This window comes from Erwinia psidii, from assembly GCF_003846135.1.
GTDB lineage: Bacteria > Pseudomonadota > Gammaproteobacteria > Enterobacterales > Enterobacteriaceae > Erwinia > Erwinia psidii.
Genome location: NZ_RHHM01000015.1, coordinates 1 through 26,894, shown reverse-complemented (window position 1 = coordinate 26,894; position 26,894 = coordinate 1). Strand labels below are relative to the sequence as shown.

Here is a 26,894-nt window from a genome sequence, read left to right as displayed (position 1 = left end):
TTATTATCGCAAGTGTAGCAAGGTGGCGAAGAATGTCACGATATAATAAATTCACAGGCAGGTGATTTGTCACATTGAAAAAACAGATTGTTTTTTTATTTCAGCTGTCTGGCCAGTTGACGACCAATCGTTTCCAGAATATAAATTACCGGCAACTGGGTCGTGACGTCATATACCCCGGCCATACGCAACTGTGGCATATGGTAAGACAGATTAAAGTCGGCTATGCGAGCCAGCGAAGAGTTATCATTATCGGTGATTGATATCACCTGGCAGTGATGCAGGTTAAATGGCGTGGCCAGACGTAGTATTTCCGGTGTTTCGCCTGGGACAGATAAGGTAACCGCGACGACGTATTTATACATATCACTGTTAACCGGATATTAAGGATCGTCAATATGGTTGCTGAATTTTCCAACGTTAGAAAAAAACGTGCGCCATATTTCCCCAGCGTCCCGGACGTTCCCGCTCCAACAAATATGATACGTTCCGCTTTAACCAGATGTTTTACCGCTTCCGCTATTAACGTTTCGAACTCAGCATTATTAATGCTTTTACGATTTCACTGATACCGGACTGGCCCGGCAATGGCTGTTCCTGCTCAAGATATAATTTAAAGCGGATACGAAATTCTGAATAGCCATCGCAGTGCATCTTTTTGCAAAAACGTAACGCGGTTGTGGTCGAAACCGCTGACGCATCGGCCAGTTCGCGAATAGTCATATACATGATCTTGTCACGGTTTTTTTATTGCGTAATGGTAGATCTGTAATTCCAGTGCGTTGAAGGTGGCAGGGGTATTATGGCTAAACATAGCGGTGCTCGAATTGCGTGGAATCGCTACTTTAGCAGATTTTTTTACTGTCAGGCAGGCGTTTTACTCATGCAGGTCGCAGTGGCGTCTTTACGAAACCAGTTCACCCTCTGATTTTAGGCTGTTTATGTTACAGGCGTTCACAGTTTATTTTTAGCTTACATGTGTACTCTGAAATTGTTCTCAGTTACTCTTACACCGCTCAATTTTTGCGCGGGCTGGCCGATATTACATTAGTGCTGAACGCTGATACCAACTGGCCTCAGACACGTCCGTTTCATTCCAGGGAGTAATTGTTATGACTAATAAAACGTTATTAGCACACGACTATTCGCTGGCCGAGGAAGTGGCAAACAGCATCAGCCACGGTATCGGCTTTATTTTTGGTATTGTCGGGCTGCTGCTGTTGCTGAACCAGGCGGTCAACAGCCAGGCTGGCCCCCTGGCTATCACCAGCTACAGCCTGTATGGCGGTAGCATGATCCTGCTGTTTCTGGCGTCCACCCTTTATCATGCGATTCCGCACCCGCGGGCGAAATACTGGCTGAAAAAGCTCGACCATTGCGCTATTTATATTTTGATAGCGGGCACTTACACTCCTTTCTTACTCGTCGGGCTAAATTCTTCGCTGGCACATGGCCTGATGGTGGTTATCTGGAGTCTGGCGTTAATTGGGGTAGTGTTCAAACTGGCGTTTGTTCACCGTTTTGAGGCGCTGTCGGTGATAACCTATCTGCTGATGGGCTGGCTGTCGCTGATTGTGATTTATCAACTGGCAATCAAACTTTCGCCGGGCGGGGTCTGGCTGCTGGCGGCGGGTGGGGTGATTTATTCGCTGGGGGTGTTCTTCTATTTGTCGAACCGCATCCCGTACAACCATGCTATCTGGCATGGGTTTGTGCTGGGCGGCAGTATCTGCCATTTCCTGTCAATTTATTTCTATATCTCATGACGCCCGTGGTTTTTCATCCCAACGCACACGGCAGAGAGTGTGGTGAGCGGAAACCTGGCGTGGCGGTTCGCGCCATTGACGGCGCGAACCAAGGCCCGTGGCGTTTTTGTCCGCCGCCAGCATCTTCTTTACGGAGACTGTTTTATCAGGCTGTGCGGCACTGACCGCCTCATCAGGTTAACTCGTAGGGCAGCGGCCGGATGGTGAGTTTGCCGCCTTCATCACCCTGTACGCGCAGTTCGCTGTCCGGTTGCAAATCATTATTCAGCACCACCTGTACCCACGCGTCACCATTATCAAGCGTGCAGGCTGCCAGAACGGTTCCGGTGCGACGCCAGTTATCACCCAGTTTTATCTCCAGCGCATCGCTGGCCGCAGGGAGACGACTGGCGACTCCAGCCAGCCAGTAGAGCGCCCGCTTGTTGGCACCGCGGAATTTCGCACGGGCAACCATCTCCTGGCCGGTGTAACAGCCTTTCCTGAAACTGATGGCATCCAGCGCCTGAAGATTGGTGGCCTGTGGAATTAACTGGCAGCTGTTGACGTCATCAATGACCGGGAAACCCGCTTCAATATCCATTGCCAGCCACTGTGAGCTGTCGGTCAGCTGTGCCTGGCCTTCCAGCACCGCACAGAGAGCTGACGCCTTATCACTGCTGGTGACAACCAGGAAGCGTTCGGCTGGCAGGGCAAACCACAGCAGAGAGGTTTTCTCATGCTGTATGACTGGATTGTCCGCATCCGGCAGCGTGTTGAAAAAGTGGGCTAAAGCAGAACGTGCCTGTAAGCCGGCGATGCCAAGCAGTACTGCTTCGTCGTCGGCGGTAATACTGACTTTAGAAAACACGGCATATTTTTTCAGTTCGGTAATTTGTGTATCGCGCAGACTGCGTCGTACCAGATAAGACAGCCCTTCACCACGATGAAACAGACGCAGATTGCTCCACATTTTACCTTTGGCGTCGCAATGTGCCGCTGGCAGGTGATTAGCTGCATCCAGAGCGGCAACATCCAGCGTCACCTGTCCCTGGAGATAGCTGATACGGTCAGCGCCGGTAACGTTAACCAGCGCCCACTCTTCCAGTGAGACAAGCGTAAGTGGCAGACGTGATGATGCCACCGGTTGACGAGGCAAAAAAGGGAAAGTCGGCATAATGTCTTCCTGAATAAAATAAACCTCCCGTCATGTTAAAAGAGCCGACCGGCTTTGCAACCGCTTTTCGGGAAATGAGGCACAAAACCTGTGATCTCCCTGTTATTGCACCACTGCTTTGCGAAGCGGCTCGTAAGCTGAAAATTGCTGCATCAACTTCCCGCTAAAACGCGATACACTGCTCTGCATGTTTGACTGACTGACGATGGATAAAATGGATATCAGCAATAAAGCCCGCGTTCACTGGGCCTGCCGTCGTGGCATGCGTGAACTGGATATCTCAATCATGCCGTTTTTCGAGTATGAGTATGATTCACTGAGTGACAGTGATAAACACATCTTTGTCCGCCTGCTGGAAAATGATGATCCCGATCTTTTCAACTGGCTGATGAACCACGGCGAGCCACCAGATGCTGAACTGAAGCGTATGGTGCATCTGATTCAGCAGCGAAATAAGCAACGTGGCCCTGTGGCACTGTGATCTGCGGATTTCATGGCGAGCGCAGTGGGTTTCCCTGCTGCTGCACGGCATGGTGATCCTGATTTTGCTACTGGCACCCTGGCCTGCCAGTTATACGGTTGTATGGATGCTACTACTGACGCTGGTGGTATTGGAGTGTGTACGCAGTCAACGGCGAATAGGCAGCCGTGAAGGAGAAATCGCACTTTTCGAGGGGCGACAGTTGCAATGGCGGCAGAGACGTTGGCAGATATCCGGGCGTCCGTGGATAACCCGTCAGGCGATTCTGCTAACGCTGCGTTCTGCAAACGGGGAGCGGGAAAAATTGTGGCTGCTGTGTGACAGTATGTCCGGGGAAGCGTGGCGCTCACTGCGAAAGCAGCTGCTCCGTCCTGCCCGGCGTGCCTGATAACGCCGAAGACGTCGGCGTATGGCACCCAACTGACCCACCGTGGATATTCTGCCGGTCAGCTCAAAACCCGGTTGAATTTGTTGCCTACGCGCCGGACAGATACCCGGCGTACGGTTTTTCTTTGCGATGTCAACAGTGCAGGCAGACGGCTTTTTTACCTGTCAGAGTAAGTCGGCCATCTCGGTCAGAATCTGTTCACACCACTGTGCGATGCGCTCATCGGTAGCGTCAAACTGATTGACGTCATCCAGGGCAAGGCCAACAAACTGGCTGCCATCCGACGTAAGTGGTTTTTTGCTGGTGAACTGATAGCCCTCCTTTGGCCAGTAGCCAACGAATTTCACTGCCAGCGGAACCAGAATGTCATGCAACATGCCAAGCGCATCAAGAAACCATTCGCTGTAATCTGCCTGATCACCCATACCGTAAAGCGCGACCACCTTGTCGCGTAGATTAAGCGATGGCAGTTTGTGCCAGATGGCTTCCCAGTCTTCCTGCAACTCGCCAAAATCCCAGGTGGGAATACCCAGAATCAACATGTCATACTGTTCCATCAGTTCGGGAGCATCGTCTTTCAGATTGTGTAGGGTAACGAGATCCTCACCGATAAAATCGCGGATTTTCTCTGCTGCCATTTCGGTATAGCAGGTGCTTGAACCGTAAAAAAGGCCAATATTCATTTCTGGTAAGCTCAATGTTCGTGGTGCAATGGCGCGGATTATATCAGAATTGAACCCTGGCGGGGTGTCGCCAGCATCGGCGTAATGAGGAGGCGATGTGCAGGACTGCAACCTGATAGAGCAGTTTCTTGACGCAATATGGCTGGAGCGAAATCTGGCGGAAAATACGCTGGCTTCCTATCGGATCGACCTGAGGTTACTGGCAGACTGGCTGGCTCATCACAACCTTGATTTATTGCAGGTAACGTCAGCTGAATTGCAGGGCTTTCTGGCCGAAAGGCTTGAAGGAGGCTACAAAGCGACCAGTTCTGCACGGCTGCTCAGTGCCATGCGTCGTCTGTTTCAGTACCTCTACCGTGAAAAGCTGCGTGAGGACGATCCCAGTGCGGTGCTGGCTTCTCCAAAACTGCCGCAGCGGTTGCCGAAGGACCTCAGTGAAGCGCAAATTGAGCGTCTGTTGCAGGCGCCGGGAACGGAACAACCTGTTGAGCTACGCGATAAAGCCATGCTGGAGTTGTTATATGCCACCGGTCTTCGCGTGACGGAACTGGTCAGTCTGACCTTCAATAATCTCAGCCTGCGGCAGGGTGTCGTGCGTGTGACAGGAAAAGGTAACAAGGAGCGGCTGGTGCCGCTGGGGGAAGAAGCTATTTACTGGCTTGAGCAGTTTATTGAGTATGGCCGTCCGTGGTTACTTAATGGGCAAACCCTCGATGTGCTGTTCCCCAGTAATCGGGCGCAACAGATGACGCGTCAAACTTTCTGGCATCGTATTAAACATTACGCCACACTGGCAGGGATCGACAGCGAGAAGCTGTCTCCACATGTATTGCGACATGCATTTGCCACTCATTTGCTGAACCACGGTGCCGATCTCCGTGTCGTACAGATGCTGCTTGGACACAGTGACCTGTCGACCACGCAGATCTACACGCATGTCGCGACAGCGCGTTTGCGTCAGTTGCATCAACAGCATCACCCTCGCGCCCGGCGTGAAGACAAACAGCCTGATAATGAGGCTTAAAGGACATTAAATGAACAAGCGTCACCTTTTACTTTCTCTGCTGATCACCACCGTCACTGGTTTTGCACATGCTGATGATACGGCTATCCGCCAGTCGCTGGCGAGGCTGGGTCTGCAACAGATTGATATTCAGCCCTCCACGTTGCCAGGCATGAAAACCGTTCTGACTGAAAGCGGCGTGCTGTACATCACTGAAGACGGCAAACAATTTATCCAGGGGCCGCTGTACGATGTGAGCGCCGCCGGGCAGCCAGTCAACGTCACTAACAAACTGCTTGAGAAAAAAGTCGATGCGCTGCGCGATGAGATGATCATTTACAAAGCGCCGAAAGAACAGCATGTCATTACGGTATTTACCGACATCACCTGTGGCTACTGTCATAAGCTGCACTCGCAGATGGCGGATTACAACGCGTTGGGTATCACCGTGCGTTACCTTGCTTTCCCGCGTGAAGGGATGAATGGCCAGGTTGCCAAAGAGATGAAGTCCATCTGGTGCGTGGCGGATCGCAAGAAAGCCTTCGATGCGGCAATGAAAGGTGAGGCCGTATCGAAGGCAGACTGCAAAATCGATCTTGCCAAACAATACCAGTTGGGGGTGCTTTACGGTATTCAGGGGACGCCGGCGATCCTGTTACAGAATGGCATGGTTATCCCTGGCTACCAGGGTCCTCAGGAAATGAAGCAGATGCTTGACAGCCAGAAGCGTGGTTGATCGAATTGAACGCTAAAACCGAACTTCGCCGCCGGGAGGCAGTGGAAGACTGTTCGCTTTCTGACCATCTTCATCCTTTGCTCCGCCGCCTGTATCTTTATCGCGGCATCCGGCAGGAAACTGAACTGGATCGCGGGGTAAGAAACCTGCATCCGTTCCATTCCCTGAACGGTATTGAACGCGCAGCAGAAATTTTGCATCAGGCCATTACTGCCAACCATTGCATGATGGTCGTCGGTGATTTTGACGCAGACGGCGCAACCAGTACCGCGCTGGCGGTGCTGGCATTGCGCGCGATGGGCGGGCACAACGTCAAATATCTGGTGCCTAATCGTTTCGATGATGGTTATGGTCTCAGCCCGGAAGTGGTGGAGCAGGCCGCTGCCCGTGGTGCACAGCTGATTGTCACCGTGGATAACGGCATATCTTCCCATGCGGGCGTCAGCCTGGCGCATGAAAAAGGGATTGCCGTGGTGATTACCGATCATCACCTGCCCGGTGAAACGCTGCCTGATGCAGATGCTATCGTTAATCCAAATCTGAACGATTGTGCTTTTCCTTCCCGTTCTCTGGCTGGCGTCGGCGTGGCTTTTTATCTGATGCTGGCCCTGCGTGCCAGATTGCGCGAGCAGGGTGCAGAGGCATTGCCTAACCTGGCGGAACTGCTCGATCTGGTGGCGCTGGGCACGGTTGCCGACGTGGTGCCGCTGGATATGAATAACCGCATTCTGGTCTGGCAGGGGCTGAACCGTATTCGTGCAGGTAAATGTCGTGCCGGTATCAAGGCGTTACTGGAGGTGGCTAACCGTGATGCCCGTCAGCTGGCCGCTAACGATCTGGGCTTTGCGCTGGGACCGAGGCTGAATGCGGCGGGACGACTTGATGACATGTCCGTCGGCGTGGCGCTGCTGCTCAGCGAGGATCTTGCACAGGCACGGATGCTGGCGGCGGAGCTGGATTCACTGAACCAAACCCGTAAAGAGATTGAGCAGGGGATGCAGGCAGAGGCGCTGGCGTTATGTGAACGGCTGGAGCAAAGCAGTGAGTCATTGCCGTTAGGTATCGCCATGTATCACCCGGAGTGGCATCAGGGGGTAGTGGGTATTCTGGCCTCCAGGCTGAAAGAGCGTTTTCACCGGCCGGTTATCGCATTTGCCCCGGCGGGCGAAGGAATGCTGAAAGGATCTGGTCGTTCAGTTGCCGGGTTTCACCTGCGTGACGCGTTGGAACGGCTCGACACGCTTAATCCCGGACTGATGCTCAAATTTGGCGGACATGCTATGGCTGCCGGACTGACGCTGGAAGAGGCGAGGTTTGAGGAGTTCCGCCAGCATTTTGGCGTGCTGGTGGGTGAATGGCTGGACGCGGCGTCGTTACAAGGGGTTATCTGGTCTGATGGTGAGTTGTTGGCGCAGGAGCTGACGTTGCCAACGGCGGAGTTGCTGCGTGATGCAGGCCCCTGGGGACAGGCTTTCCCTGAGCCGCAGTTTGACGGTAAGTTCACGCTCATCCAGCAGCGGCTGTTGAAGGAACGCCATCTGAAAGTGATGGTAGAACCGCTGGGCGGTGGCCCGCTTCTTGATGGTATTGCGTTTAATATTGATACCTCGCAGTGGCCCGATGCCGGTGTAAAACAGGTTGAACTGGCCTATAAGCTGGATATTAACGAGTTTCGCGGCAATCGCAGCGTTCAGCTGATCATCGATCATATCTGGCCGTTGTAAAATGCCATGCGCTAATAACCGCACCCTCTGCGTGCGGTTATTCCGGCGTGACAGACCCTTGCCGCTGGCCTGCCAGTGTATCAACCTGCCTGATTATTCCTCAGCCGATGGTAATCCGCCCCTGTAATCCTGTGGCTGCATAATTCCCCTCAGCGTCACTTATATTGCTGCGCGCCGATGGCGGATTTTATATCGGGAAAATTGTGTAAGTGGCCGGAAATAAAAAACGCTGAGTGAAATTGCATTTAAAAATGTCCTGAACTTATTTAAAGAAAATGGCGACCGTTTTTAACGAAGAAAGCAAAGTATAAAATTTGCCGGATAGCAGACAGCGGGTGAGTCAACGGCATCTCCGTAGCCGGATCTGATGATCGGAATGCGGTGATGTCGTGCGAACAGTGCACGGATTTGCTCAGCAAAATCGCGCCTTTCAATGCTACAAACCATGCACAAATTCGGTTAAACTGCCTCATTACATTACAGACCGTTGAAGACCCAAATTATGTTTGAAATTAATCCTGTAAAAAACCGGATTCAGGATCTCTCTGAGCGCAGCGGCGTTCTCAGGGGGTATCTTTGACTACGATGCAAAGAAAGAGCGCTTAGAAGAAGTTAACGCCGAGCTGGAACAGCCGGACGTGTGGAATGAGCCGGAACGCGCGCAGGCGCTGGGTAAAGAGCGTTCCTCACTGGAGGCGATTGTCGCAACGCTTGAGCAGATGAGCCAGGGGCTGGAAGACGTTTCCGGTTTGCTGGATCTGGCGGTGGAAGCGGAAGACGAAGACACCTTCAACGAAGCCGTGACAGAACTTGATGGGCTGGAGAAGAAGCTCGCTGAACTGGAGTTTCGTCGTATGTTCTCCGGCCAGTACGACAGCGCCGACTGTTACATTGATATTCAGGCTGGTTCCGGTGGTACTGAGGCTCAGGACTGGGCCAGTATGCTGGTGCGAATGTATTTACGCTGGGCCGAAGCGAAAGGCTTTAAAACTGAAATCATTGAAGAATCCGAAGGCGATGTCGCAGGTACAAAGTCTGCAACGCTGCGGATCATGGGCGACTATGCCTTTGGCTGGTTGCGCACGGAAACCGGCGTACACCGCCTGGTACGTAAAAGCCCATTTGACTCAGGCGGCCGCCGTCATACGTCGTTCAGTTCTGCGTTTATCTATCCTGAAGTGGATGACGATATTGATATTGAGATCAACCCGGCGGACCTGCGTATTGACGTTTACCGTGCTTCCGGCGCGGGTGGTCAGCACGTAAACCGTACTGAATCGGCGGTACGTATTACCCACATTCCTACCAATACCGTGACGCAATGTCAAAACGATCGCTCTCAGCATAAGAACAAAGACCAGGCGATGAAGCAGATGAAGGCGAAGCTGTACGAGCTGGAAATGCAAAAGAAAAATGCAGAGAAACAGGCGATGGAAGATAATAAATCTGATATTGGCTGGGGCAGTCAGATCCGCTCTTATGTGCTGGACGACTCGCGTATTAAAGATCTGCGTACCGGCGTGGAAACCCGCAATACCCAGGCGGTGTTGGATGGCGATCTCGACCGATTTATTGAAGCAAGTTTGAAAGCAGGGCTATAAGGAACTGACATGTCTGAACAACAACCGCAGAGCGCTGACGCCGCACTGGATCTGAATAATGAACTGAAAGCGCGTCGCGAAAAACTCAGCGCGCTGCGTGAAAATGGCGTGGCATTTCCGAACGATTTCCGTCGCGACACGATTTCAGAGCAGCTTCATGCTGCCTATGACGCGAAAGAAAACGAAGAACTGGAAGCTCTGGGCGTGGAAGTGAGTGTCGCCGGGCGCATGATGACCCGTCGCATCATGGGTAAAGCTTCCTTTGTGACCCTGCAGGATGTAGGTGGTCGCATCCAGCTTTATGTTTCCCGCGACGATCTGGCGGAAGGTATCTATAACGAGCAGTTCAAGAAATGGGATCTCGGTGATATTGTTGGCGCCCGCGGTAAGCTGTTTAAAACCAAAACGGGTGAGCTGTCCATCCACTGCCATGAACTACGCCTGTTGACCAAAGCACTGCGTCCGTTGCCGGATAAATTCCACGGCCTGGCCGATCAGGAAACCCGCTATCGCCAGCGCTATCTTGATCTGATCGCTAACGACGAATCCCGTAATACTTTCAAAGTTCGTTCAAAGATCATGGCCGGTATCCGCGCCTTTATGGTGGGGCGTGACTTTATGGAAGTGGAAACGCCAATGATGCAGGTGATCCCCGGTGGCGCGTCAGCCCGCCCGTTTATCACCCATCACAATGCGCTGGACATCGATATGTATTTGCGCATCGCCCCGGAACTTTATCTGAAGCGTCTGGTGGTGGGCGGTTTTGAGCGCGTTTTTGAAATCAACCGTAACTTCCGTAACGAAGGTATTTCACCACGTCATAATCCTGAGTTCACCATGATGGAACTCTATATGGCGTATGCCGATTACAGGGATCTGATCGAACTCACCGAAAGCCTGTTCCGCACTCTGGCCCAGGACGTATTGGGAACCACGGTGGTGCCTTATGGCGAGCAGCAGTTTGATTTTGGCCAGCCGTTTGCAAAGCTGACGATGAAAGAGGCGATCCTGAAATACCGGCCTGAAACCATTCTTGCCGATCTTGACGACATTGACAAAGCGACCGCCATCGCGCAGTCGCTTGGCATCAAAATCGAAAAGAGCTGGGGACTGGGCCGTATGGTGACTGAGATCTTCGAAGAAACAGCAGAGCACCATCTGATCCAGCCTACCTTTATTACCGAGTACCCGGCAGAAGTGTCACCGCTGGCGCGTCGCAATGACACCAACCCGGAGATCACCGATCGTTTCGAGTTCTTTATCGGCGGTCGTGAAATCGGTAACGGCTTCTCCGAGTTGAACGATGCGCAGGATCAGGCTGAGCGTTTTCTCCAGCAGGTTAATGCCAAAGACGCCGGTGATGATGAAGCCATGTTCTACGATGAAGATTATGTCACGGCGCTGGAGCACGGTTTGCCCCCCACGGCCGGTCTGGGCATTGGTATCGACAGAATGGTAATGCTGTTTACCAACAGTCACACTATTCGCGATGTGATCCTGTTTCCTGCCCTGCGACCCGGCAGTAAATAACTGATTCTGCATTGTGCATCAGGGGCGAATATATTCGCCCCTTTTTTATGGTGAGGCAGACAGCGGAAAAAGAACGATATACTTTTTGCCATTGCTGAAGATACCGATTACGGATTAAATTTTGTCCGCATTTTTCCGACCGGAACGTTATCAACTCCGCTATAAGCAACAGGGAATATTCTGTCAGAGCAACGCCGTTTTTTGTAAGGGTAACCTGGCGTTATGTACAATTATTTCGGCCTGTATGGCAGGCGTAATTTCGTAACAGCAGGTAAACAGTATTAAGTTTTATGCAGATTCCCCCCAGAAATAACTGATTCAACTATGCTCTGAGAACGCTATCGGGCGTTAATTATCTATCAGGGAGTCAATCGGATGCATAAATGTTCAGCGATCGTCATCACAGCAGGTCTGCTTATGGCTATCAGTTCGCAGGCTGAAGCAAAAGGTTGCCTGAAAGGGGCCGCCGTTGGAGGCGTGGCGGGGCATATCAAACATCACGGTGTCGCCGGTGCGGCGGCTGGCTGTGCGATAGGGCACCATATGGCCAGTAAAAAACAAAAAAAAGCTGACAGCAAACAGCAGGCTCAGCAATAAGCGGATTACCTTGCTGTTAATCTCTGGCGCTACTCCACGTCGGCTATCTTCAACGCTCACCGCTGGCTGAAAATACGCATGGCGTCAGCGGTTTGCTAAATGGTCTGACGGGTGCCTACCCGTCATCAAGTCAGTTGAGCAATCCCGCGCCGACATTCACTGATAATCCCAGAATGACCAGATTGAAAATAAAGGAGATCGCTGACTGTAGCAGCGCGAGTTTACGCATTTCTGTGGTGCCCGTTGCCACGTCCGCTGTTTGCGAGGCGACGGCAATGGTAAAGGAGAAGTAGAGAAAATCCCAGTACCCTGGATGGGTGGGTTTTTCCGGGAAGATCATCGGTGTGACGCTGTTGCTAAAGTGCAGGTAGTGCTGATGAGCATAATGCATGGCAAAGGAACTGGGCAATAATGCCCATGAAGCAAACAGTGTTGTCACTGTCAGCAGCAGATGCAGCGCTCGCGGTGTGCCGGTGAGATGTTTTAGCGTGGGCAGTTCACTGATGATCGCGATGATACTGGTTGCGCAGGCGAGGATAACGAGAGTCAACACCAGGCTGGCGCTCTGATCCTGTATTTGGGCAATGCGTCTGATTCTTGCTGCGTCAGTGCGCAGCATGCGAAACCAGATCAAGAACAGATAAAGCCATGCCAGTATATTCCAGCTTATCAGCAAACGTTGCAGATGCCCTGATTGTGCGGGCAGTAAAAAATAGCTGAACACGCCGGCAGCGATGGCGGTCAGCAAACGTGAACGTGCGAAAAGATGCGTGGTCAGTGAAGCGGCCATGATATCTGTTTTCTTTCCGGCGACTTAATCAGTCAACTGTAGTCGGTGCCAGCGAAAACGCGCGGGCTTTCTGCATGTTAAATGTCGCGGTGACGCTTCAGGCACCGGGGAGCGGTAAAGGATACGCTGTCGCGTTCTCCTGTTACATAATTGGTGAGTATGAAGAACGGCATGCTGATCAACCTGAGTGCCGTTCGTGACCGTGCGATTATGATTTGATGGCACCGTCCAACCAGTCTTTAAAGCTGGCATAGGGGATGTACAGCGACGCGTCTTTATACAGCGTCTTGCCGGTTTTCATGTCATTAATGCGCGAAGAATAACCGACAATTACTCCGGCAACAGAGTCATCAGAGGCATTGTAAACCGCCCCCCCGGACATGCCCTGAACCACACCCGCATCGGAGGCCACCACCACACATCCCAGTTTATTCCAGTCATTTTTCAGCCCGGTATTCACCAGATTGGTGCCGCTTGAAGCAACCGGCATTGCGGAGATAAAGCTGTAGCCGTACATATTGATTTTGTCGCCAATGCGACCATTGCGAAAATGGGGAGGTTTAAGATTGGGATTATGATGATACACCACGGCGAGATCGCACAGCGGATGTCTGGCTTTCACCCTGTACAGTGAATATTTCGCCACATGGGCTGCTGTCAGGCTGTATTCCGACGTCAACGGGATAGTGGTGCCCAATGTACCCGCACCCAGTATCGTAGGTATGCCGGTCACGGTCATATCAACCCGTTTTTCTGCTTCTTTGCTGTACTCATAATGTCCAACTGAGCATCCTGCCAGAATCAGAGAAAACAGGCTTATTGCGCATCGCATTTTTAATCCTCGGCAGGGAATTGATCAAGCACGTACATGAAACGCCCGGTAATCCATCATCGAGGTATCGGTAAACGCTCAAAATCTTTACTATTTTAACGTAACACAAGCCTGATACATTCGGGAAAAAATGACAATTCTTTGTCGCCCTGAATGGTAAAACTAAGATCGTTCCTGGTTTTAACTATAAGCAAATTTTATCATTGAGCCTGATAAAGCCTGGCCCATGAATAGCGTTTTGCAGGGTGAGAATGCGGTCCGCCCGGGCTTGGGCCTGCGTGCTGATGGAGCCGCGCGCAAAACTGACGCTTGACGTTAACCGTATGTCGTCATCTGCAAGCTGTGCTTAAATGGTATTTGTGACGCAGATCAATTTTAGCTAAAACAAACGCTGAGTCCATTCTCTTACCTGCCCATTATCGCTGGCAGGAAGCCTGAAGAATATCTGGAGAAAGAACATGCCCGTTTCCTTACTGGCGCTGGCGTTAAGCGCCTTTGCTATCGGCACCACGGAATTTGTCATCATGGGGCTGCTGCCGGAAGTCGCTGGTGATCTTAAAGTATCGATCCCGTCAGCCGGTTGGTTGATCAGCGGATATGCACTTGGCGTGGCGATTGGTGCGCCCATTATGGCGATATTGACGGCGAAGCTGCCACGTAAAAGCACGCTGATTTTACTGATGGTCATCTTCATTGTCGGCAATGCCCTGTGCGCTCTCGCTGGCGACTATCATCTGTTAATGCTTGCCAGGATCATTACCGCCCTGTGTCACGGCGCTTTTTTTGGTATTGGATCGGTGGTGGCTGCCAGCCTGGTTGCACCAGGCAAACAGGCTTCAGCGGTTGCACTGATGTTCACCGGACTGACGCTGGCCAATGTGCTGGGGGTGCCTCTGGGTACGTGGTTTGGTCAGCTTTTTGGCTGGCGATCTACCTTCTGGGGAGTGTCTGTGATTGGACTGCTGGCTTTTATGTCGCTGATTTTCAGTCTGCCTGGCAATCGTGATGAAAAACCGGTCCATCTGGCAAGTGAGATTGGCGCACTGTCCAACGGCAGACTATGGCTTTCGTTGCTGATGACGGTATGTTTTGCCGCGGCAATGTTTGCGCTTTTCAGTTATATCGCGCCACTGCTGTTGCAGGTTACCGGGATCGGCAATCGGGGCGTGAGCTGGACACTGTTCCTGATCGGTGCGGGTCTTACCGCAGGCAATATTCTTGGCGGCAGACTTGCCGACTGGAAAGTCTCTTTCAGTCTGATACTCAGCTTTTCGCTGATTGCGCTGTTCTCTCTGGCGTTCAGCTGGACCAGCCATGTGCTGTGGCTGGCAGAAATCACCCTGCTGCTGTGGGCGATAGCAACCTTTGCTATTATACCGGGCCTGCAAATCAACGTGGTGCGCCACGGCAAAGAGGCACCCAATCTGGTGTCAACGCTCAATATTTCGGCATTCAATGTGGGAAATGCGTTCGGTGCCTGGGCCGGTGGCGCGGTGATCGCGGGGGGCTATGGGCTGACGGCGGTGCCTGTGGTGGCAGGTTTGCTGGCACTGGCAGGGTTGCTGGTTTGTTTGCTGACCTTTAGCCGTTCTGGTGGGCAGCCGCAGGCGGTGATGTTGCAAAAAGAGTCCTGACCCGCCTTTTGCCCCAGCTGCCCGGCGAGCGAAAATGTGCTTCACCGGGCATGAAAAGTCCGTAATGACGCGATCCCGTTTAAAGCGACTCAGCTCATCAGCGCCGACAGGCGCTGGTTAAACAGACTGGCCTGCTGTCGCAGGTGCGTGCTGAAGCCTTCCACCAGTGCGGAAGAGGGGCGATGTCGCGGTCTGATCAGACTGACCGTAAAAGGTACGTCGATACTGAAGCGCCTGATCGCCACGCCGCTGTCGGCATAGTCCAGCGCCGTCAGGGGGTTCACCACCGAGACGCCGATCCCCGCCCTGACCATCGAACAGACCGAGGCCGCACTGTGCGTTTCCATCACCATCCTGCGCTGTACGCCATACTCGTTGAAAAGATGATCCAGGAGCTGACGGTAGCTGTCGGTGCGCGACAGGCTGATATAATTCTGATGGCTAAAATCCTCAGGTGTCAGGCAGATTTTTTCTGCCAGTGGATGTGCCTCCGGCAGGACGCACACTTCCATTCCGGTAAACAGTTCGGTTCGTTCCGTACCCGCAGGTGTCTGCGTGGTTTCTGTCAGTCCCAGATCATAACGCTGAGCGGACAGCCACTCATCCAGTAGCGGCGACTCCTGAGCAATAATATTCAGGCTGACGTCCGGGTAGCGCTGTAAAAAGGAGTGACAGAGTAGTGGCAGCAGCGACTGAGAAAAAACTGGCAGGCAGGCGACGGACAGCTCCCCCTGGCGAAACTGGCGAAGGCCTTCAGCGGCACTGATAATCCGGTCCAGCCCGTACCATGATCGCTGGACTTCTTCGAACAGTCGTAGCCCTTCGGTTGTTGGTTGCAGGCGGCCACGAACGCGATCAAACAGCGTCAGCCCGCTGAGTTTCTCAAGCCTTGCCAGCTCGCGGCTCACCGTCGGCTGGGAAGTATGCAGCAGTGCGGCCGCTTCAGTGAGGTTGCCGGTGGTGACCACCGCATGAAATATTTCGATATGCCGCAACGTGATACCTGCCATTGCCCGCTCCATCAAAAAGAAAGCCATATCATGGATGAATAGACTTAGATAAAACAGATATTTTTCATCACTGGCGGGGTGTGGCGTAATAGGTTTTCACATTCAGGAGAAACACCATGCCACGTCTGCTTAACAACACCGACACTGCGCTTAACCGTGACAACCTTCTGGCGCTGGTGCAAAAATCAGCCAGCCCACTGTGGGTCTATGACGCTGATATTATTCGTGCGCGTATAGCACAGCTGAAGCAGTTTGACGTGGTACGCTTTGCCCAGAAAGCCTGCTCAAATATTCATATCTTGCGGCTGATGCGGGAGGCCGGTGTCAAAGTGGATTCGGTTTCTGTCGGTGAAATTGAACGTGCACTGGTGGCCGGGTTTAAACCCGGTGGCGATGAGATTGTTTTTACCGCTGATCTGCTCGACCCACCGACGCTGGCGCGGGTAGCCGAACTCAATATCCCGGTTAACGCTGGCTCAGTGGATATGCTGGAGCAGCTGGGAGAGGTGTCTCCCGGCCATCCGGTCTGGCTTCGTATCAATCCCGGTTTTGGTCACGGTCACAGTCAGAAAACCAACACCGGGGGTGAAAACAGTAAACACGGTATCTGGCCTGAGGATCTTGCGCTGGCGCTGACGGCCATACAGCGGCATCAGCTGAAGCTGATGGGCATCCATATGCACATTGGTTCCGGCGTCGATTATGCGCATCTGGAGCAGGTATGTGATGCAATGGTCAATCAGGTGGTCAGTTTTGGCCAGGATCTCCATGCCATCTCCGCCGGAGGCGGTTTGTCCATACCGTATCGCCCCGGTGAGGAAGCGATCAACACCGACAACTATTTCAGTCTGTGGCATGCGGCGCGTCAGCGCATTGAGCAGCACCTTGGTCATCCGGTGAAGCTGGAAATTGAACCCGGTCGCTTTCTGGTGGCGGAATCCGGCGTGCTGGTTTCCCAGGTCCGCGCGGTTAAGCAGATGGGCAGCCGTCACTTTGTGCTGGTGGATGCCGGTTTTAACGATCTGATGCGCCCGGCGATGTATGGCAGCTATCATCATATCTCCGCGATAGCGGGGGATGGACGTGAGCTGAATGAGCATCACACCCAGGAAAGCGTGGTTGCCGGACCGCTGTGTGAATCAGGCGATGTATTTACCCAGCTGGAAGGGGGCACCGTAGAGACGCGGGCATTGCCCGCGGTACGTGTCGGTGATTACCTGGTGTTTCATGATACCGGTGCCTATGGCGCATCCATGTCTTCCAATTACAACAGTCGTCCTCTGCTGGCGGAAGTGCTGTTCGATGCGGGTCGGCCAGTACTTATTCGCCGGGCGCAAACGATGCAGGATCTGCTGACGCTGGAACAGTCGCTGTAACACGCCGCTTCAGCCCGGTGCACCCACCGAATGACGACGGACCAGTGTCGGGCTGAACATGTTTGTTACCTCAGGCAGCGGCTGATTATTCGCTAACGCCAGCGCCAGCGCGGCGGCCTGTTGCGCCATGGTAACAATCGGATAGCGAACGGTGGTCAGACGTGGCCTGACATAGCGAGAAACCAACACATCATCAAAGCCAATCAGTGACATCTCCTCCGGCACCTGCACGCCGTTATCACTGAGCACCGCCAGTGCACCGGCTGCCATAGAATCGTTATAGCAGGCGACGGCACTGAAAGGCTTACCCCGTCCGAGCAGCTCCGTTATTGCCTGTTCACCGCCCACTTCATCCGGTTCTCCGTGCGCCACCAGATGGTCATTGCAGGGTAAATTATGCTCACGCAGTGCATCGTAATAGCCCTGAAGACGTTCCTCCGCATCGGAAATGGCGTGATTGGAGCAGATAAAGGCAATATTTTGATGCCCCTGCTGGATCAGATGGCGAGTCGCCAGCCAGGCTCCGTAGCGGTCATCCAGCGCGATGCAGCGTTTTTCATATCCCGGCAGCGCCCGGTTAATCAGAACCATACCGGGGATCTGTGTCATCAGTGATAACAGCTCATCGTCGGGGATCTTTTTTGCGTGGACCACCAGCGCACCGCAGCGATGGCGAATTAACTGCTCAATAGCCTGACGCTCTTTCTGTTCAATATGATAACCGTTACCAATCAGTAAAAAATTGCCGGTTTCATAGGCAACCTGCTCGACCGCTTTCACCAGTGCACCGAAAAAGGGGTCAGAAACGTCGCTCACCAGCAGCCCCATCGTTTCGGTGGACTGTTGCGCCAGCGCTCGGGCGTTGGCATTGGGATGATATTGCAATTGCTGCATTGCGCGGTTTACCGCCTGACGCGAAAGATGACTTGCTTTGGGCGAGTTGTTGATAACGCGGGAAACGGTGGCGACGGAAACGCCAGCCAGTCTGGCAACATCCTTAATCGTGGGCATAAATCGTAAGCCTTCCTGGGTAAACGTTTACAGGCGTTAAGTGTTGCGGAATTCTTCTGCCACTTCAAGCACTCAGAGTGTCAGTGATGTCGCAAAGCTGAAGAAAATGGCGCTAAATATGCACCGCCGGGTCATTCAAAAGCGACACTGAAAAATGCTATTCTGCCGATAAATTACGCGGATAAGCCTAACGGATCGCCAGATGACCATTATAAAAGTGCCGCACCTTGCCCACTGGGGTGCTTTCACCGCCGTTGTGGAAGACGGAAAATTGTTGCGCTGTGAGCCTTTTTTCGCCGACCAGGACCCGTCTCCGATGCTTAACACCATTCCTGAACTGGTGTATTCCGATAAACGGATCCGACAGCCAATGGTGCGTCGTTCGTGGCTAAAATCCCGTGAAAAAAGCGACGGTCGCCTGCGTGGGCGGGAGGATTTTGTGGCGGTGGACTGGGAAACCGCACTGGATCTGGTGGCGGAAGAGAATCGTCGGGTCCGCGATCGCCATGGGCCAGAGGGCATTTTTTCTGGCTCTTACGGCTGGTCCTCTGCCGGACGTGTTAACCATGCCCGTACGCTTGTCCGCCGCTTTTATTTTACCGGCGGCGGTGGCGTGGATCAGCTGGGTAACTACAGCTGGGGAGCGGCGCAGTTTTTTCTGCCTTATATCATTGGTACTTACCTGCCACTGACCGGCCGTGTCACCGACTGGCCAGAGGTGGTTGAACACTGCGACATTTTTGTCGCCTTTGGTGGGTTGGCGCTGAAAAACAGTCAGGTGGCATCCGGTGGCGCGGGGCAGCACAGCCTGAAACCAGCGCTGTTGGCGCTGGCGGCGAAGGGCACGCCGGTAATTAATATCAGTCCGATGCGCGATGACTGCCCGGCATTTGTCAATGCAGAGTGGATCCCGATCCGGCCGAATACGGATGTGGCGCTGATGCTGGCGCTGGGGTATGAAATCGAACATGCCGGTGCCGTGGATAATGCGTTCCTCGCTTCACACTGCGTTGGCTACCCGCAGCTGCGTAGCTATCTGCTGGGGGAAACGGACGGCACGGCTAAAACGCCGGAATGGGCCAGTGATATTACCGGCATTCCGGCACAGCGAATTAAAACGCTGGCCGGGCAACTGGTGGGCAGGCGCAGCTTTATCACCTGTTCGTACTCGGTACAGCGTGCCCATCGGGGGGAACAGCCTTACTGGATGATGATTGCGCTCTCCTCAATGCTTGGTCAGCCGGGACTGCCGGGCGCGGGTTTCTCGTTCGGTCATGGCTCAATGAACAGCGTCGGCAATCCTCGTATTGAAGGCCCGGCTCCGCTGATGTCCACCGGGGTCAATCCGATTGCCGATCGTGCCATCCCGGTTGCCCGTATCAGCGATATGCTCCTTCATCCCAACGAGCCTTACCGTTTTCAGGGGCAAACGCATACCTATCCTGAAATCCATCTGATCCACTGGGCGGGCGGCAATCCTTTCCATCATCATCAGCAGCTGAACCGGCTGGTGGAAGGCTGGCAGCGACCGGACACGGTGATCGTGCAGGATATCGTCTGGACACCGGCGGCGCAGATGGCGGATATCGTGCTGCCGGTCACGACGACACTGGAGCGCAATGACATTGGTGGATCCTCGCGTGACCGCTTTGTGCTGGCTATGCATCAGGCCATCAAACCGCAGCATCAGGCACGTAATGATTTTGATATTTTTGCCGATCTGGCCGAACGTCTGGGCTACCGGGATACTTTCACGGAGAACCGCAATGAGGCGGAGTGGATAGCGCATCTTTATCACCAGTGCGCGCAGGCGCATCAGGAAAAGGGCATCCACTGGCCTGATTTCCACACCTTCTGGTCAGAGGGGTATGTGGAGGTGCCGCAGGGTGGCAAGCCTTTTATTTTTATGGAGGCATTCCGCCATGATCCGGTTGCTAACCCGATAAAAACCGCCAGTGGTAAAATTGAACTGTTCAGTAAGACCATCGCGGATTATCAACTGGACGACTTCGCGCCGCACCCGGAATGGCGGCCACCTGAAGAGTGGCTGGGGGCAGGGATCAGCCAGCGTTTCCCTCTGCATATGATCTCAATCCAGCCAGGCGACCGTCTACACAGTCAGATGGATCCCACGCCGACGGTTCAGGCAAATAAAACGGCAGGCCACGAAACGCTGTGGATGCATCCTGATGATGCCGCTTCGCGTGATATTGCTGATGGTGATGTTATCGACGTCAGTAACGATCGCGGACGGATGTTGGCGGGGGTGCGGCTGACTGACGGTGTTAGCCCCGGCGTGGTGCTGATTTCCACCGGAGCCTGGTTTGATCCCGGCTTTGGCAGAGCCTGGAAATCTTACGATCGGGCCGGTAATCCGAATGTACTGACGCTGGATATTGGCACCTCTTCGCTGACCCAGGGGCCAAATGCCATGAGCTGCCTGGTGGAGATAAAACGCGCCGCGCGGGGCTGAAATCGTCGGGCAGTAAAGCCAGGCGGAAAAATGGCGCACAGGATGTAGCGCTTTTGTTGTTGGCCAAAGGGTAGCGCAGGAAGATTGCAATTTAAGATAACAATCTCATACATGGTTACATTTTGCAGGTAACTGTTGCGAATCATGGCTGGCTACCGGATTAGCCGTATTGCTACAGTTTCAGTCCCAGAGGTATTGATGGGTGAACTTCAAAAAGCCTTCATGCTTTGTTTCACCGACCTGCGCAGACGCGCAGGTTTTTTTTGCCCCAATTCGGCAAAAATTTGCTAATTAAATGAATTTTATATAAAAATATTGCTTTTTTGGCCACCTGGTGACGGTGTAATCACAGGCTGAAACACAGTTTCCCTGTTCTCCGGTCGACATTTTTTATATAACCCACTGTCAGTTATCCCACCAGCTTATGAAAGAACCATGCCCCGCTTAACGAAATTACCGGCTAAAGACCAGGCTAAAACGCCTTTTCACCCTGTTCGTTTCCGCCTGATTTGCCTTGGCGTTCTGAGTTGTCTGGTTTTTTTGCTGGCCAGGGTTGCCGATCTTCAGTTGATCAATCATCCGATGCTGGAAAAACAGGCGGATGAACGATCCCTGCGAACGGTGGTGCTGCCTACCAACCGGGGTACCTTGCTGGACCGAAATGGTGAGACGCTGGCATTAAGCGTGCCTTCGCGCGATATTATTGCCGATCCGCAGCGGGTGCTGGAAGCCCACCCTGATTTCACCAGCGCAAAATGGCAGTATCTGGCAAACGCGCTTGAACAGCGCCCGGAAGATATTGCCCGGCAAATTAACGCCAACCCCGCGCGTCGCTTTCTTTATCTCGGCCACAAAATTGAGCTGGGTATTGCTAAAGATATCGCCAAACTTCATCTGGCCGGGATCACAACCGTTTATGACGACAGCCGTTTTTATCCGATGAGCGAAGCCACCGCGCCATTGATCGGCATTGTCGGTGCGGAAAATAATGGTCTGACCGGGTTGGAAAAAGGCTTTGATAAGGTGCTTCAGGGAGCGCCGGGTGTGGAAAAGTATCGCCAGGATGCCAACGGTAATATTGTGGCGATGATCAATTATGAGCCGCCCCGCCAACCACCAACGGTGCAGCTCAGTATTGATAAATTTGACCAGTACACGCTTTATACCAAACTACGCGATGGGGTGATGTTGAACAAAGCGGACTCCGGTGCCGCGGTACTGGTTAGAATTGATACCGGCGAGATTCTGGGCATGGCCTCCTATCCGTCATTCAACCCCAATAATTTTGGTGATGTTTCTCCGGCACAGATGCGTAATACGGCCATTAACGACAGCTATGAACCAGGGTCAACGGTTAAGCCGCTGGTGGTGATGGAAGGATTGATCCGCAAGCTGGTGCGACCAGATTCGGTGCTGGACACCACGCCGTATCGTGTCAACGGCCATCTGATCCGCGACGTCGGTCACTGGCCGCGTCTGACCATGACCGGCATTTTGCAAAAATCCAGCGACATTGGCGTATCGCATATTGCGCTGGCGATGCCTGCTGAAGTGCTGGTCAATACCTATCGTTCGTTTGGGCTGGGCAAGCCAACCGGGCTGGGGTTGACCGGTGAAAGCGTGGGCTATTTCCCGCTACACCGCGAGCGCTGGGCTGACATTGAACGTGCCACCTTCTCATTTGGCTATGGTTTGCGTGTAACACCGCTGCAAATTGCCCGTGAATACGCCACACTCGGCTCCTTCGGTATTTATCGGCCGTTATCAATCACTAAAGTGACTCCGCCGGTGATGGGGACCCGGGTGGCTGATGAGGATACGGTCCGTGCGGTGGTACATATGATGGAGAGTGATGCGCTACCGGGAGGAAGTGGAGTACGGGCGGCGGTGCCGGGGTACCGCCTGGCGATTAAAACCGGTACGGCAGAGAAAATGGGCAGCAGCGGTAAATACGATGGTGGCTATATTAACTACACGGCAGGTGTGGCACCGGCCAGTAATCCGCAGGTGGCACTGGTTATTATGATTAACCATCCAACGGCGGGAGATCACTTTGGCGGTTCGGTTGCCGCGCCGGTGTTTGGCAATATTATTGGGCCGGTGCTGAAACATATGAATGTGGCACCGGATGCACTGTATGACACCCACAGTGGCACCTGAGACGAAAGAAAAGTGCAGGTTGCCCGGTGTATTTTGCACCTGTCCCCTGTGGACGCGTGGCGTTTTACACGAAAACCTTAAGCTATATCGGGCACCTGAACAGAGACTAAGTGACGGTCCAGGCCTCCGAATACTCTTCTTCCGCAAACAGATTGTATAGCCCTGAAATTTGCTTCAGGCGCAAAACCTCATCATGCTCCATGCCCAGCTCATGTGATATTTTGTCGATACTCCATCCTGACTCAGTCAGACTGGCAACAATATTTATCATTCCCTTAATACAGTGCTTTCCTCTGGCCCTGTTGTGACGGATGGCTGTCGCCATATCTTGCGAAGAATAATGAGGTTCATTAAGTTGAGCGACAGGAAAGTAACCAAAATTCAGCTGCTGAAGTTCGGCTGATCGCATAGCAATGTTAAAGCGACAGACGCCATCGATGATAACATGACCGTTTTTTTCTTTCCGAACCAGCAACGGCTTTGTATACCCGCTGCGCAATATGCTCAAATGAAGGAGCTTTTCTTCTGCCGGTGGCATTGTATTGGGATTATAGTCATTGGTTCTGATATCACCCATTTTTACCCACTGGATACAATCCACAGGATGGTGTCCGAAAGGACTGTGTTTTGATATTGTGGATTTGATGGTGTTAATTATTTCAATTTTTTGTTCAAGGGATACTCTGGAAAGCATTTCATCTATGATTCTGATCATTGCATTAACGTTCATAGCAACTTCCATTGTTTACGACGTGATTGTATTCTTTTACAGTACCTCTCATAAGAAGACATTTTTGTGGGGCTGAAAGATAATATGCGGCACCAATAGTCATTTTTCATAATACATTTGCAAATTCGTCTCCATGACGGTATATCCTTTGCACCCAAATCATTATCCTGTTCCTCCGGTATATTATTAGGGTAGTTCCGTTGTTGATGCCAGGACAGATAAATAAATATTTTGTTTTTGTAATGCTCTGCTGTCTGGTGAGGTGATGTCTTGAGTAAGAAACTGACATATTTCTGCCACGATAAATTATCAGGTTTGCTTAAGTTCTTCTGCCCATAAAATAGTGAACATGATCTACCATATAATGCGCCAGAGTTGGCCCCTTTTACTCTCTGGCTGGCTTTATTCCAGATATCAGGATCAAGTATCTGAAAAAGCCACAGACTCTTTCTCTGTTCCGAGCCATAGGGTTCGCAGATACGCATTTTGTAAGGCGGGATCCCTGCTTTATGCATCAGTTCATAAATGGGATTCATGGGTCTCTGCTCTTTGGCACAATATAACCATATATCTTTAATTCTCCAGTCATACAGCGGATAGATATAATAGCTGAACCCTGATTCAGAAGCGGTTGTCCAGGGCTTGTCATCCATGTAGCGCATTTTTCTGCCTGAGATGATACTTCTGTAACGGTTAAGCGATTCTTCAGCACGTATGCCTACCAGAATGGCGGTGCTTCTGTTTCCGGCAAACCATTTTCCGAATTCTGGAATGAATTCTTCAAAATCTATTCCATAGTAGTAAAAGGGAAAAAAATTCTTATCTGTAATAGCATCAGAGGGAGGGGATCTCACCCATTCAGCTTCTTTATCCCAGCAGGTCCAAAAAGGCTGGTATTGCGATGTACCATTGGTGGTCGTCAATGGCAAGGCAACCCAGAAAAATGTCTCGATAACGTCAGAATATAATTCTTTCATCTGTGTAACATGAGTGATGGTATGAGAAAATTGAACTTCCCAGTCGACAAACAGTACGCTAAATTTTCGGTTCTGTTTCCTTGCTCCCTCTGCAGCCAAATGTAGCATGACAGTTGAGTCTTTCCCTCCAGAGAAAGAGAGGCATACTTTATCAAACGTTTCAAAAACCCAGAATATCCTATCCTGTGCAGCGGTAAGAACACTCTTCCCTAATGTGATTTTTTCCATTTTCTTCCATTTTTTTTATTAGTAATATTAATAAATATGGATGTTAATATTGTTACTTTTCTTTTAGTACATTAAATTATAGTAATAAGTCGTGCAGAGAGTATAACTAAAATATTACCAAGAAAAAAGAAGACTGTTAACGTTTACTTATGTTTCTTTTTGTGTGTTTTTTTACATGATTAATAATTAAAGGTTAGGTTGTTGTTAATTTACCAGGGTCGGAGAAAAACTGAAGTTGAAACTGCTGTTGATGTCATTTTTATCCTCAAAAAGCCATGATGGATTATTAAGTTCGAGGGAGAAAAGTTGTGGTTTAATACCCAGTGAGAGTGTTTTACTGCCTTTGCCGGAAGCGATCGGAATATTGACAGTTGTTGAGCTTCCCGGTGACATGACAGAACCATCATAGCTGACCGCCAGTCCCAGGTTATTCTGGTTGGTAGAAAATAAAGTATTGTCATCGCTCAGTGCTGAACCGGATATACTGAATTTTCCTTTGACAGAAGAGACGGCGTTAAGAATGCTACCTGAGCTACTTGTACAGGAAAGACTGATAGTGGAATAGCTTGTACTGTAATTTTCCGTGCCGGCGTAGGCTTTATCGGTCATTATTCCTGAAAGCGTTATGGGTGTGACTGATAGTGAAGTGTCACAATTGACGGTGCCTGCATTATCCCAGCCAGTGATATACATATTATAATTTGAATTAGGTGTGGTGTTAATACCGCCGACACCATCAAGCCGGAAAAGAGTAATGCCGCTGGTAATCTTTGTGGTGTCGATATCACCTTCTTTCACCATATAGGCCTGAAATGTTAACGTTTTACTTTCTGGTGAATTCTTTTTTATTCTCCAGCCTGTATCCTTTCTGTTTGCTATGGTTGTTCCGCTTGTTGTAAAGGTCCCCAGGTCTTCACCATCAAGAATTAATCCCATTTTCACACCAGAAGGAAAAGTTTGACTACTTCTTACAGGATAAGGGTAGACATAAATATTCTCCTCAATTCCGCTTGAACAGGTGATATCTCTCGTGTAGCTGGGGGAATACCAAATGATATCAGAATTTGAAGATCCTGAGAGAAAAATCAGTGAGTCGAGGTTAACGGTTTCAGTCACTGTGTTGTCGGACGTCAGTTTACACGCAAGGGCATTTGCTTTTTGAGTTGATAACAGGATTAATGAAACAATCAATATGCTGATGTTTAATATCGTTTTGCACACGCTATATCTCCTTTCTTTTTTCATAGCCTGCCTTCCGGCAGGCTGTTTACGAATATATTTTTAGTAATGGCAGTTTTCCATTTGTTGCCATTGTCTGGCGTTACCAATCCTTTTGTCTGTTAACTGGTACCAACGTCAACGCTAATAGTGAAGTCTTTCATGTAGAAACCTATACCCAGTGCCTCGCCATCATCGAGTGAAGAACCATTCACATAAACTGAAATTGTGCCGCTGCCTGCCTGTGTTGCCACGATTGTTGCAGTGTACACCCCCTCTTCTTCAGACACGTTGCTCACTGTGATATCTGTGTAATCGATTGATATAAAACTGATATCTGCCCCGGTGACGTCATTACCGTATAAATCTTTTGCCGTAAGCGTCAGGGTCAGTGAGGTTTCACCATCAGCGGGTGCAATGCTGTTGCTGATGGTGAACGTGGAGTTCCCAGCGTTGATCTCTCCGGCGACAAAGGTGATCTCCGCGCTGGCAGACGAACCGTTGGCTTTGGCGGTAACCGTCAGGGTGGCCGCGGTGGTGCTGGTGGCGGTCAGTGAGGCGGTGCCGTCGCTGCCGGTGGTGACGCTGGCGGCGGAGAGGGTCAGTCCTTCCGCGGCGCTCAGGGCAACCACCTGATCAGCCACCGGATTACCGTTGCCATCCAGTACGGTAACCTGCAGGGCGTTAGCAGCCTTGCCGTCGGCGGTGGCGTTGTCGGTGGTGACGGTCAGCGCACTGATTACCGCGGTGCTGCGGTCGGCGACAAAGGTGATCTCCGCGCTGGCAGACGAAC

At 51.7% G+C, this 26,894-nt stretch carries 23 protein-coding genes and 1 pseudogene; 13 read left to right on the top strand and 11 right to left on the bottom strand.

The genetic code is table 11. The features are described from left to right. Positions 1-95 precede the first annotated feature (95 nt). Positions 96-814: pseudogene (locus EB241_RS16955) on the bottom strand (MurR/RpiR family transcriptional regulator). 298 nt (positions 815-1,112) lie between these two features. Here EB241_RS16955 and trhA point away from each other — a divergent pair. Further along, on the top strand, positions 1,113-1,766 hold the full coding sequence (gene trhA, locus EB241_RS16950; RefSeq protein WP_124234284.1) for a PAQR family membrane homeostasis protein TrhA: 654 nt from the start codon (positions 1,113-1,115) through the stop codon (positions 1,764-1,766). Positions 1,767-1,938: 172 nt separating this feature from the next. Here trhA and ygfZ read toward each other — a convergent pair whose 3' ends face one another. Then, complete coding sequence (gene ygfZ / locus EB241_RS16945) at positions 1,939-2,919, bottom strand: tRNA-modifying protein YgfZ (RefSeq protein ID WP_124234283.1); 981 nt, start codon at positions 2,917-2,919, stop codon at positions 1,939-1,941. A gap of 214 nt (positions 2,920-3,133) precedes the next feature. Here ygfZ and sdhE point away from each other — a divergent pair, with 214 nt between their 5' ends. Both sdhE and EB241_RS16935 read left to right on the top strand, forming a co-directional pair. Then, on the top strand, positions 3,134-3,400 hold the full coding sequence (gene sdhE, locus EB241_RS16940; protein WP_124234282.1) for an FAD assembly factor SdhE: 267 nt from the start codon (positions 3,134-3,136) through the stop codon (positions 3,398-3,400). Then, complete coding sequence (locus EB241_RS16935; RefSeq protein WP_124234281.1) at positions 3,381-3,788, top strand: protein YgfX; 408 nt, start codon at positions 3,381-3,383, stop codon at positions 3,786-3,788. Before sdhE ends, EB241_RS16935 begins: the two co-directional genes overlap by 20 nt. Positions 3,789-3,952: 164 nt before the next feature. Here EB241_RS16935 and fldB read toward each other — a convergent pair whose 3' ends face one another. Then, on the bottom strand, positions 3,953-4,471 hold the full coding sequence (gene fldB / locus EB241_RS16930; protein ID WP_124234280.1) for a flavodoxin FldB: 519 nt from the start codon (positions 4,469-4,471) through the stop codon (positions 3,953-3,955). 97 nt (positions 4,472-4,568) lie between these two features. Between fldB and xerD the strand changes: the two genes are divergently transcribed. The 6 genes from xerD to EB241_RS16900 all read left to right on the top strand — a co-directional run bounded on the left by xerD (position 4,569) and on the right by EB241_RS16900 (position 11,662). Next, the gene (xerD, locus tag EB241_RS16925) at positions 4,569-5,495 is read left to right on the top strand and encodes a site-specific tyrosine recombinase XerD (protein ID WP_124234279.1); all 927 of its coding nucleotides are present in this window, start codon (positions 4,569-4,571) and stop codon (positions 5,493-5,495) included. Positions 5,496-5,505: 10 nt separating this feature from the next. Continuing rightward, a complete protein-coding gene (gene dsbC, locus EB241_RS16920) occupies positions 5,506-6,210 on the top strand; it encodes a bifunctional protein-disulfide isomerase/oxidoreductase DsbC (protein WP_124234278.1) in 705 nt (234 codons plus the stop codon). A 5-nt stretch (positions 6,211-6,215) separates the two neighbouring features. Continuing rightward, a complete protein-coding gene (gene recJ, locus EB241_RS16915) occupies positions 6,216-7,934 on the top strand; it encodes a single-stranded-DNA-specific exonuclease RecJ (RefSeq protein ID WP_124234352.1) in 1,719 nt (572 codons plus the stop codon). Between the two features lie 502 nt (positions 7,935-8,436). Continuing rightward, positions 8,437-9,535, top strand: a protein-coding gene (gene prfB / locus EB241_RS16910) for a peptide chain release factor 2 (protein ID WP_124234277.1) whose coding sequence is annotated in 2 segments (ribosomal slippage) — positions 8,437-8,511 and positions 8,513-9,535 — 1,098 coding nt in all. Because the reading frame shifts where the segments join, the coding sequence is not laid out codon by codon here. 9 nt (positions 9,536-9,544) lie between these two features. Then, positions 9,545-11,065, top strand: a complete 1,521-nt coding sequence (gene lysS / locus EB241_RS16905) for a lysine--tRNA ligase (RefSeq protein WP_124234276.1) — start codon at positions 9,545-9,547, stop codon at positions 11,063-11,065. A 375-nt stretch (positions 11,066-11,440) separates the two neighbouring features. Next, positions 11,441-11,662 (top strand): hypothetical protein, encoded by a 222-nt coding sequence (locus EB241_RS16900; RefSeq protein ID WP_124234275.1) that lies wholly within the window; start codon positions 11,441-11,443, stop codon positions 11,660-11,662. 130 nt (positions 11,663-11,792) lie between these two features. Here EB241_RS16900 and EB241_RS16895 read toward each other — a convergent pair whose 3' ends face one another. Both EB241_RS16895 and EB241_RS16890 read right to left on the bottom strand, forming a co-directional pair. Then, positions 11,793-12,452 carry a DUF1345 domain-containing protein gene (locus tag EB241_RS16895; RefSeq protein WP_124234274.1) on the bottom strand — a complete coding sequence of 220 codons (660 nt, stop codon included), beginning with the start codon at positions 12,450-12,452 and terminating at the stop codon, positions 11,793-11,795. A 208-nt stretch (positions 12,453-12,660) separates the two neighbouring features. Then, complete coding sequence (locus EB241_RS16890) at positions 12,661-13,284, bottom strand: serine protease (RefSeq protein WP_124234273.1); 624 nt, start codon at positions 13,282-13,284, stop codon at positions 12,661-12,663. 458 nt (positions 13,285-13,742) lie between these two features. On the opposite strand from EB241_RS16890, the gene EB241_RS16885 reads away from it, so the two are divergent. Beyond that, positions 13,743-14,918: an MFS transporter gene (locus EB241_RS16885; protein ID WP_124234272.1), complete on the top strand. Its 1,176-nt coding sequence runs from the start codon at positions 13,743-13,745 to the stop codon at positions 14,916-14,918. Between the two features lie 89 nt (positions 14,919-15,007). Here the strand turns inward: EB241_RS16885 and EB241_RS16880 are convergent, their stop codons facing one another. Further along, a complete protein-coding gene (locus tag EB241_RS16880) occupies positions 15,008-15,928 on the bottom strand; it encodes a LysR family transcriptional regulator (protein WP_124234271.1) in 921 nt (306 codons plus the stop codon). A gap of 116 nt (positions 15,929-16,044) precedes the next feature. Here EB241_RS16880 and lysA point away from each other — a divergent pair, with 116 nt between their 5' ends. Beyond that, complete coding sequence (gene lysA, locus EB241_RS16875; RefSeq protein ID WP_124234270.1) at positions 16,045-17,304, top strand: diaminopimelate decarboxylase; 1,260 nt, start codon at positions 16,045-16,047, stop codon at positions 17,302-17,304. Positions 17,305-17,313: 9 nt separating this feature from the next. On the opposite strand, the gene galR is transcribed toward lysA, so the two are convergent. Further along, positions 17,314-18,315 carry an HTH-type transcriptional regulator GalR gene (gene galR, locus EB241_RS16870; RefSeq protein WP_124234269.1) on the bottom strand — a complete coding sequence of 334 codons (1,002 nt, stop codon included), beginning with the start codon at positions 18,313-18,315 and terminating at the stop codon, positions 17,314-17,316. A gap of 202 nt (positions 18,316-18,517) precedes the next feature. Here galR and EB241_RS16865 point away from each other — a divergent pair, with 202 nt between their 5' ends. Beyond that, positions 18,518-20,788 carry a molybdopterin guanine dinucleotide-containing S/N-oxide reductase gene (locus EB241_RS16865; protein ID WP_124234268.1) on the top strand — a complete coding sequence of 757 codons (2,271 nt, stop codon included), beginning with the start codon at positions 18,518-18,520 and terminating at the stop codon, positions 20,786-20,788. 435 nt (positions 20,789-21,223) lie between these two features. Next, the gene (locus EB241_RS16860) at positions 21,224-22,948 is read left to right on the top strand and encodes a penicillin-binding transpeptidase domain-containing protein (RefSeq protein WP_124234267.1); all 1,725 of its coding nucleotides are present in this window, start codon (positions 21,224-21,226) and stop codon (positions 22,946-22,948) included. 106 nt (positions 22,949-23,054) lie between these two features. On the opposite strand, the gene EB241_RS16855 is transcribed toward EB241_RS16860, so the two are convergent. From EB241_RS16855 to EB241_RS16840, 4 genes are all read right to left on the bottom strand, one after another. Beyond that, a complete protein-coding gene (locus EB241_RS16855) occupies positions 23,055-23,678 on the bottom strand; it encodes a ParB N-terminal domain-containing protein (RefSeq protein ID WP_158612423.1) in 624 nt (207 codons plus the stop codon). After that, positions 23,675-24,883, bottom strand: coding sequence for a phosphoadenosine phosphosulfate reductase (locus EB241_RS16850; protein ID WP_124234265.1), 1,209 nt, complete (start codon positions 24,881-24,883; stop codon positions 23,675-23,677). The genes EB241_RS16855 and EB241_RS16850 overlap by 4 nt, the downstream gene beginning before the upstream one ends. 204 nt (positions 24,884-25,087) lie before the next feature. After that, on the bottom strand, positions 25,088-26,128 hold the full coding sequence (locus EB241_RS16845) for a hypothetical protein (protein ID WP_124234264.1): 1,041 nt from the start codon (positions 26,126-26,128) through the stop codon (positions 25,088-25,090). 95 nt (positions 26,129-26,223) lie between these two features. Continuing rightward, positions 26,224-26,894: Ig-like domain-containing protein (locus EB241_RS16840; RefSeq protein WP_199737379.1), on the bottom strand; the 671-nt coding region annotated here is incomplete at its 5' end.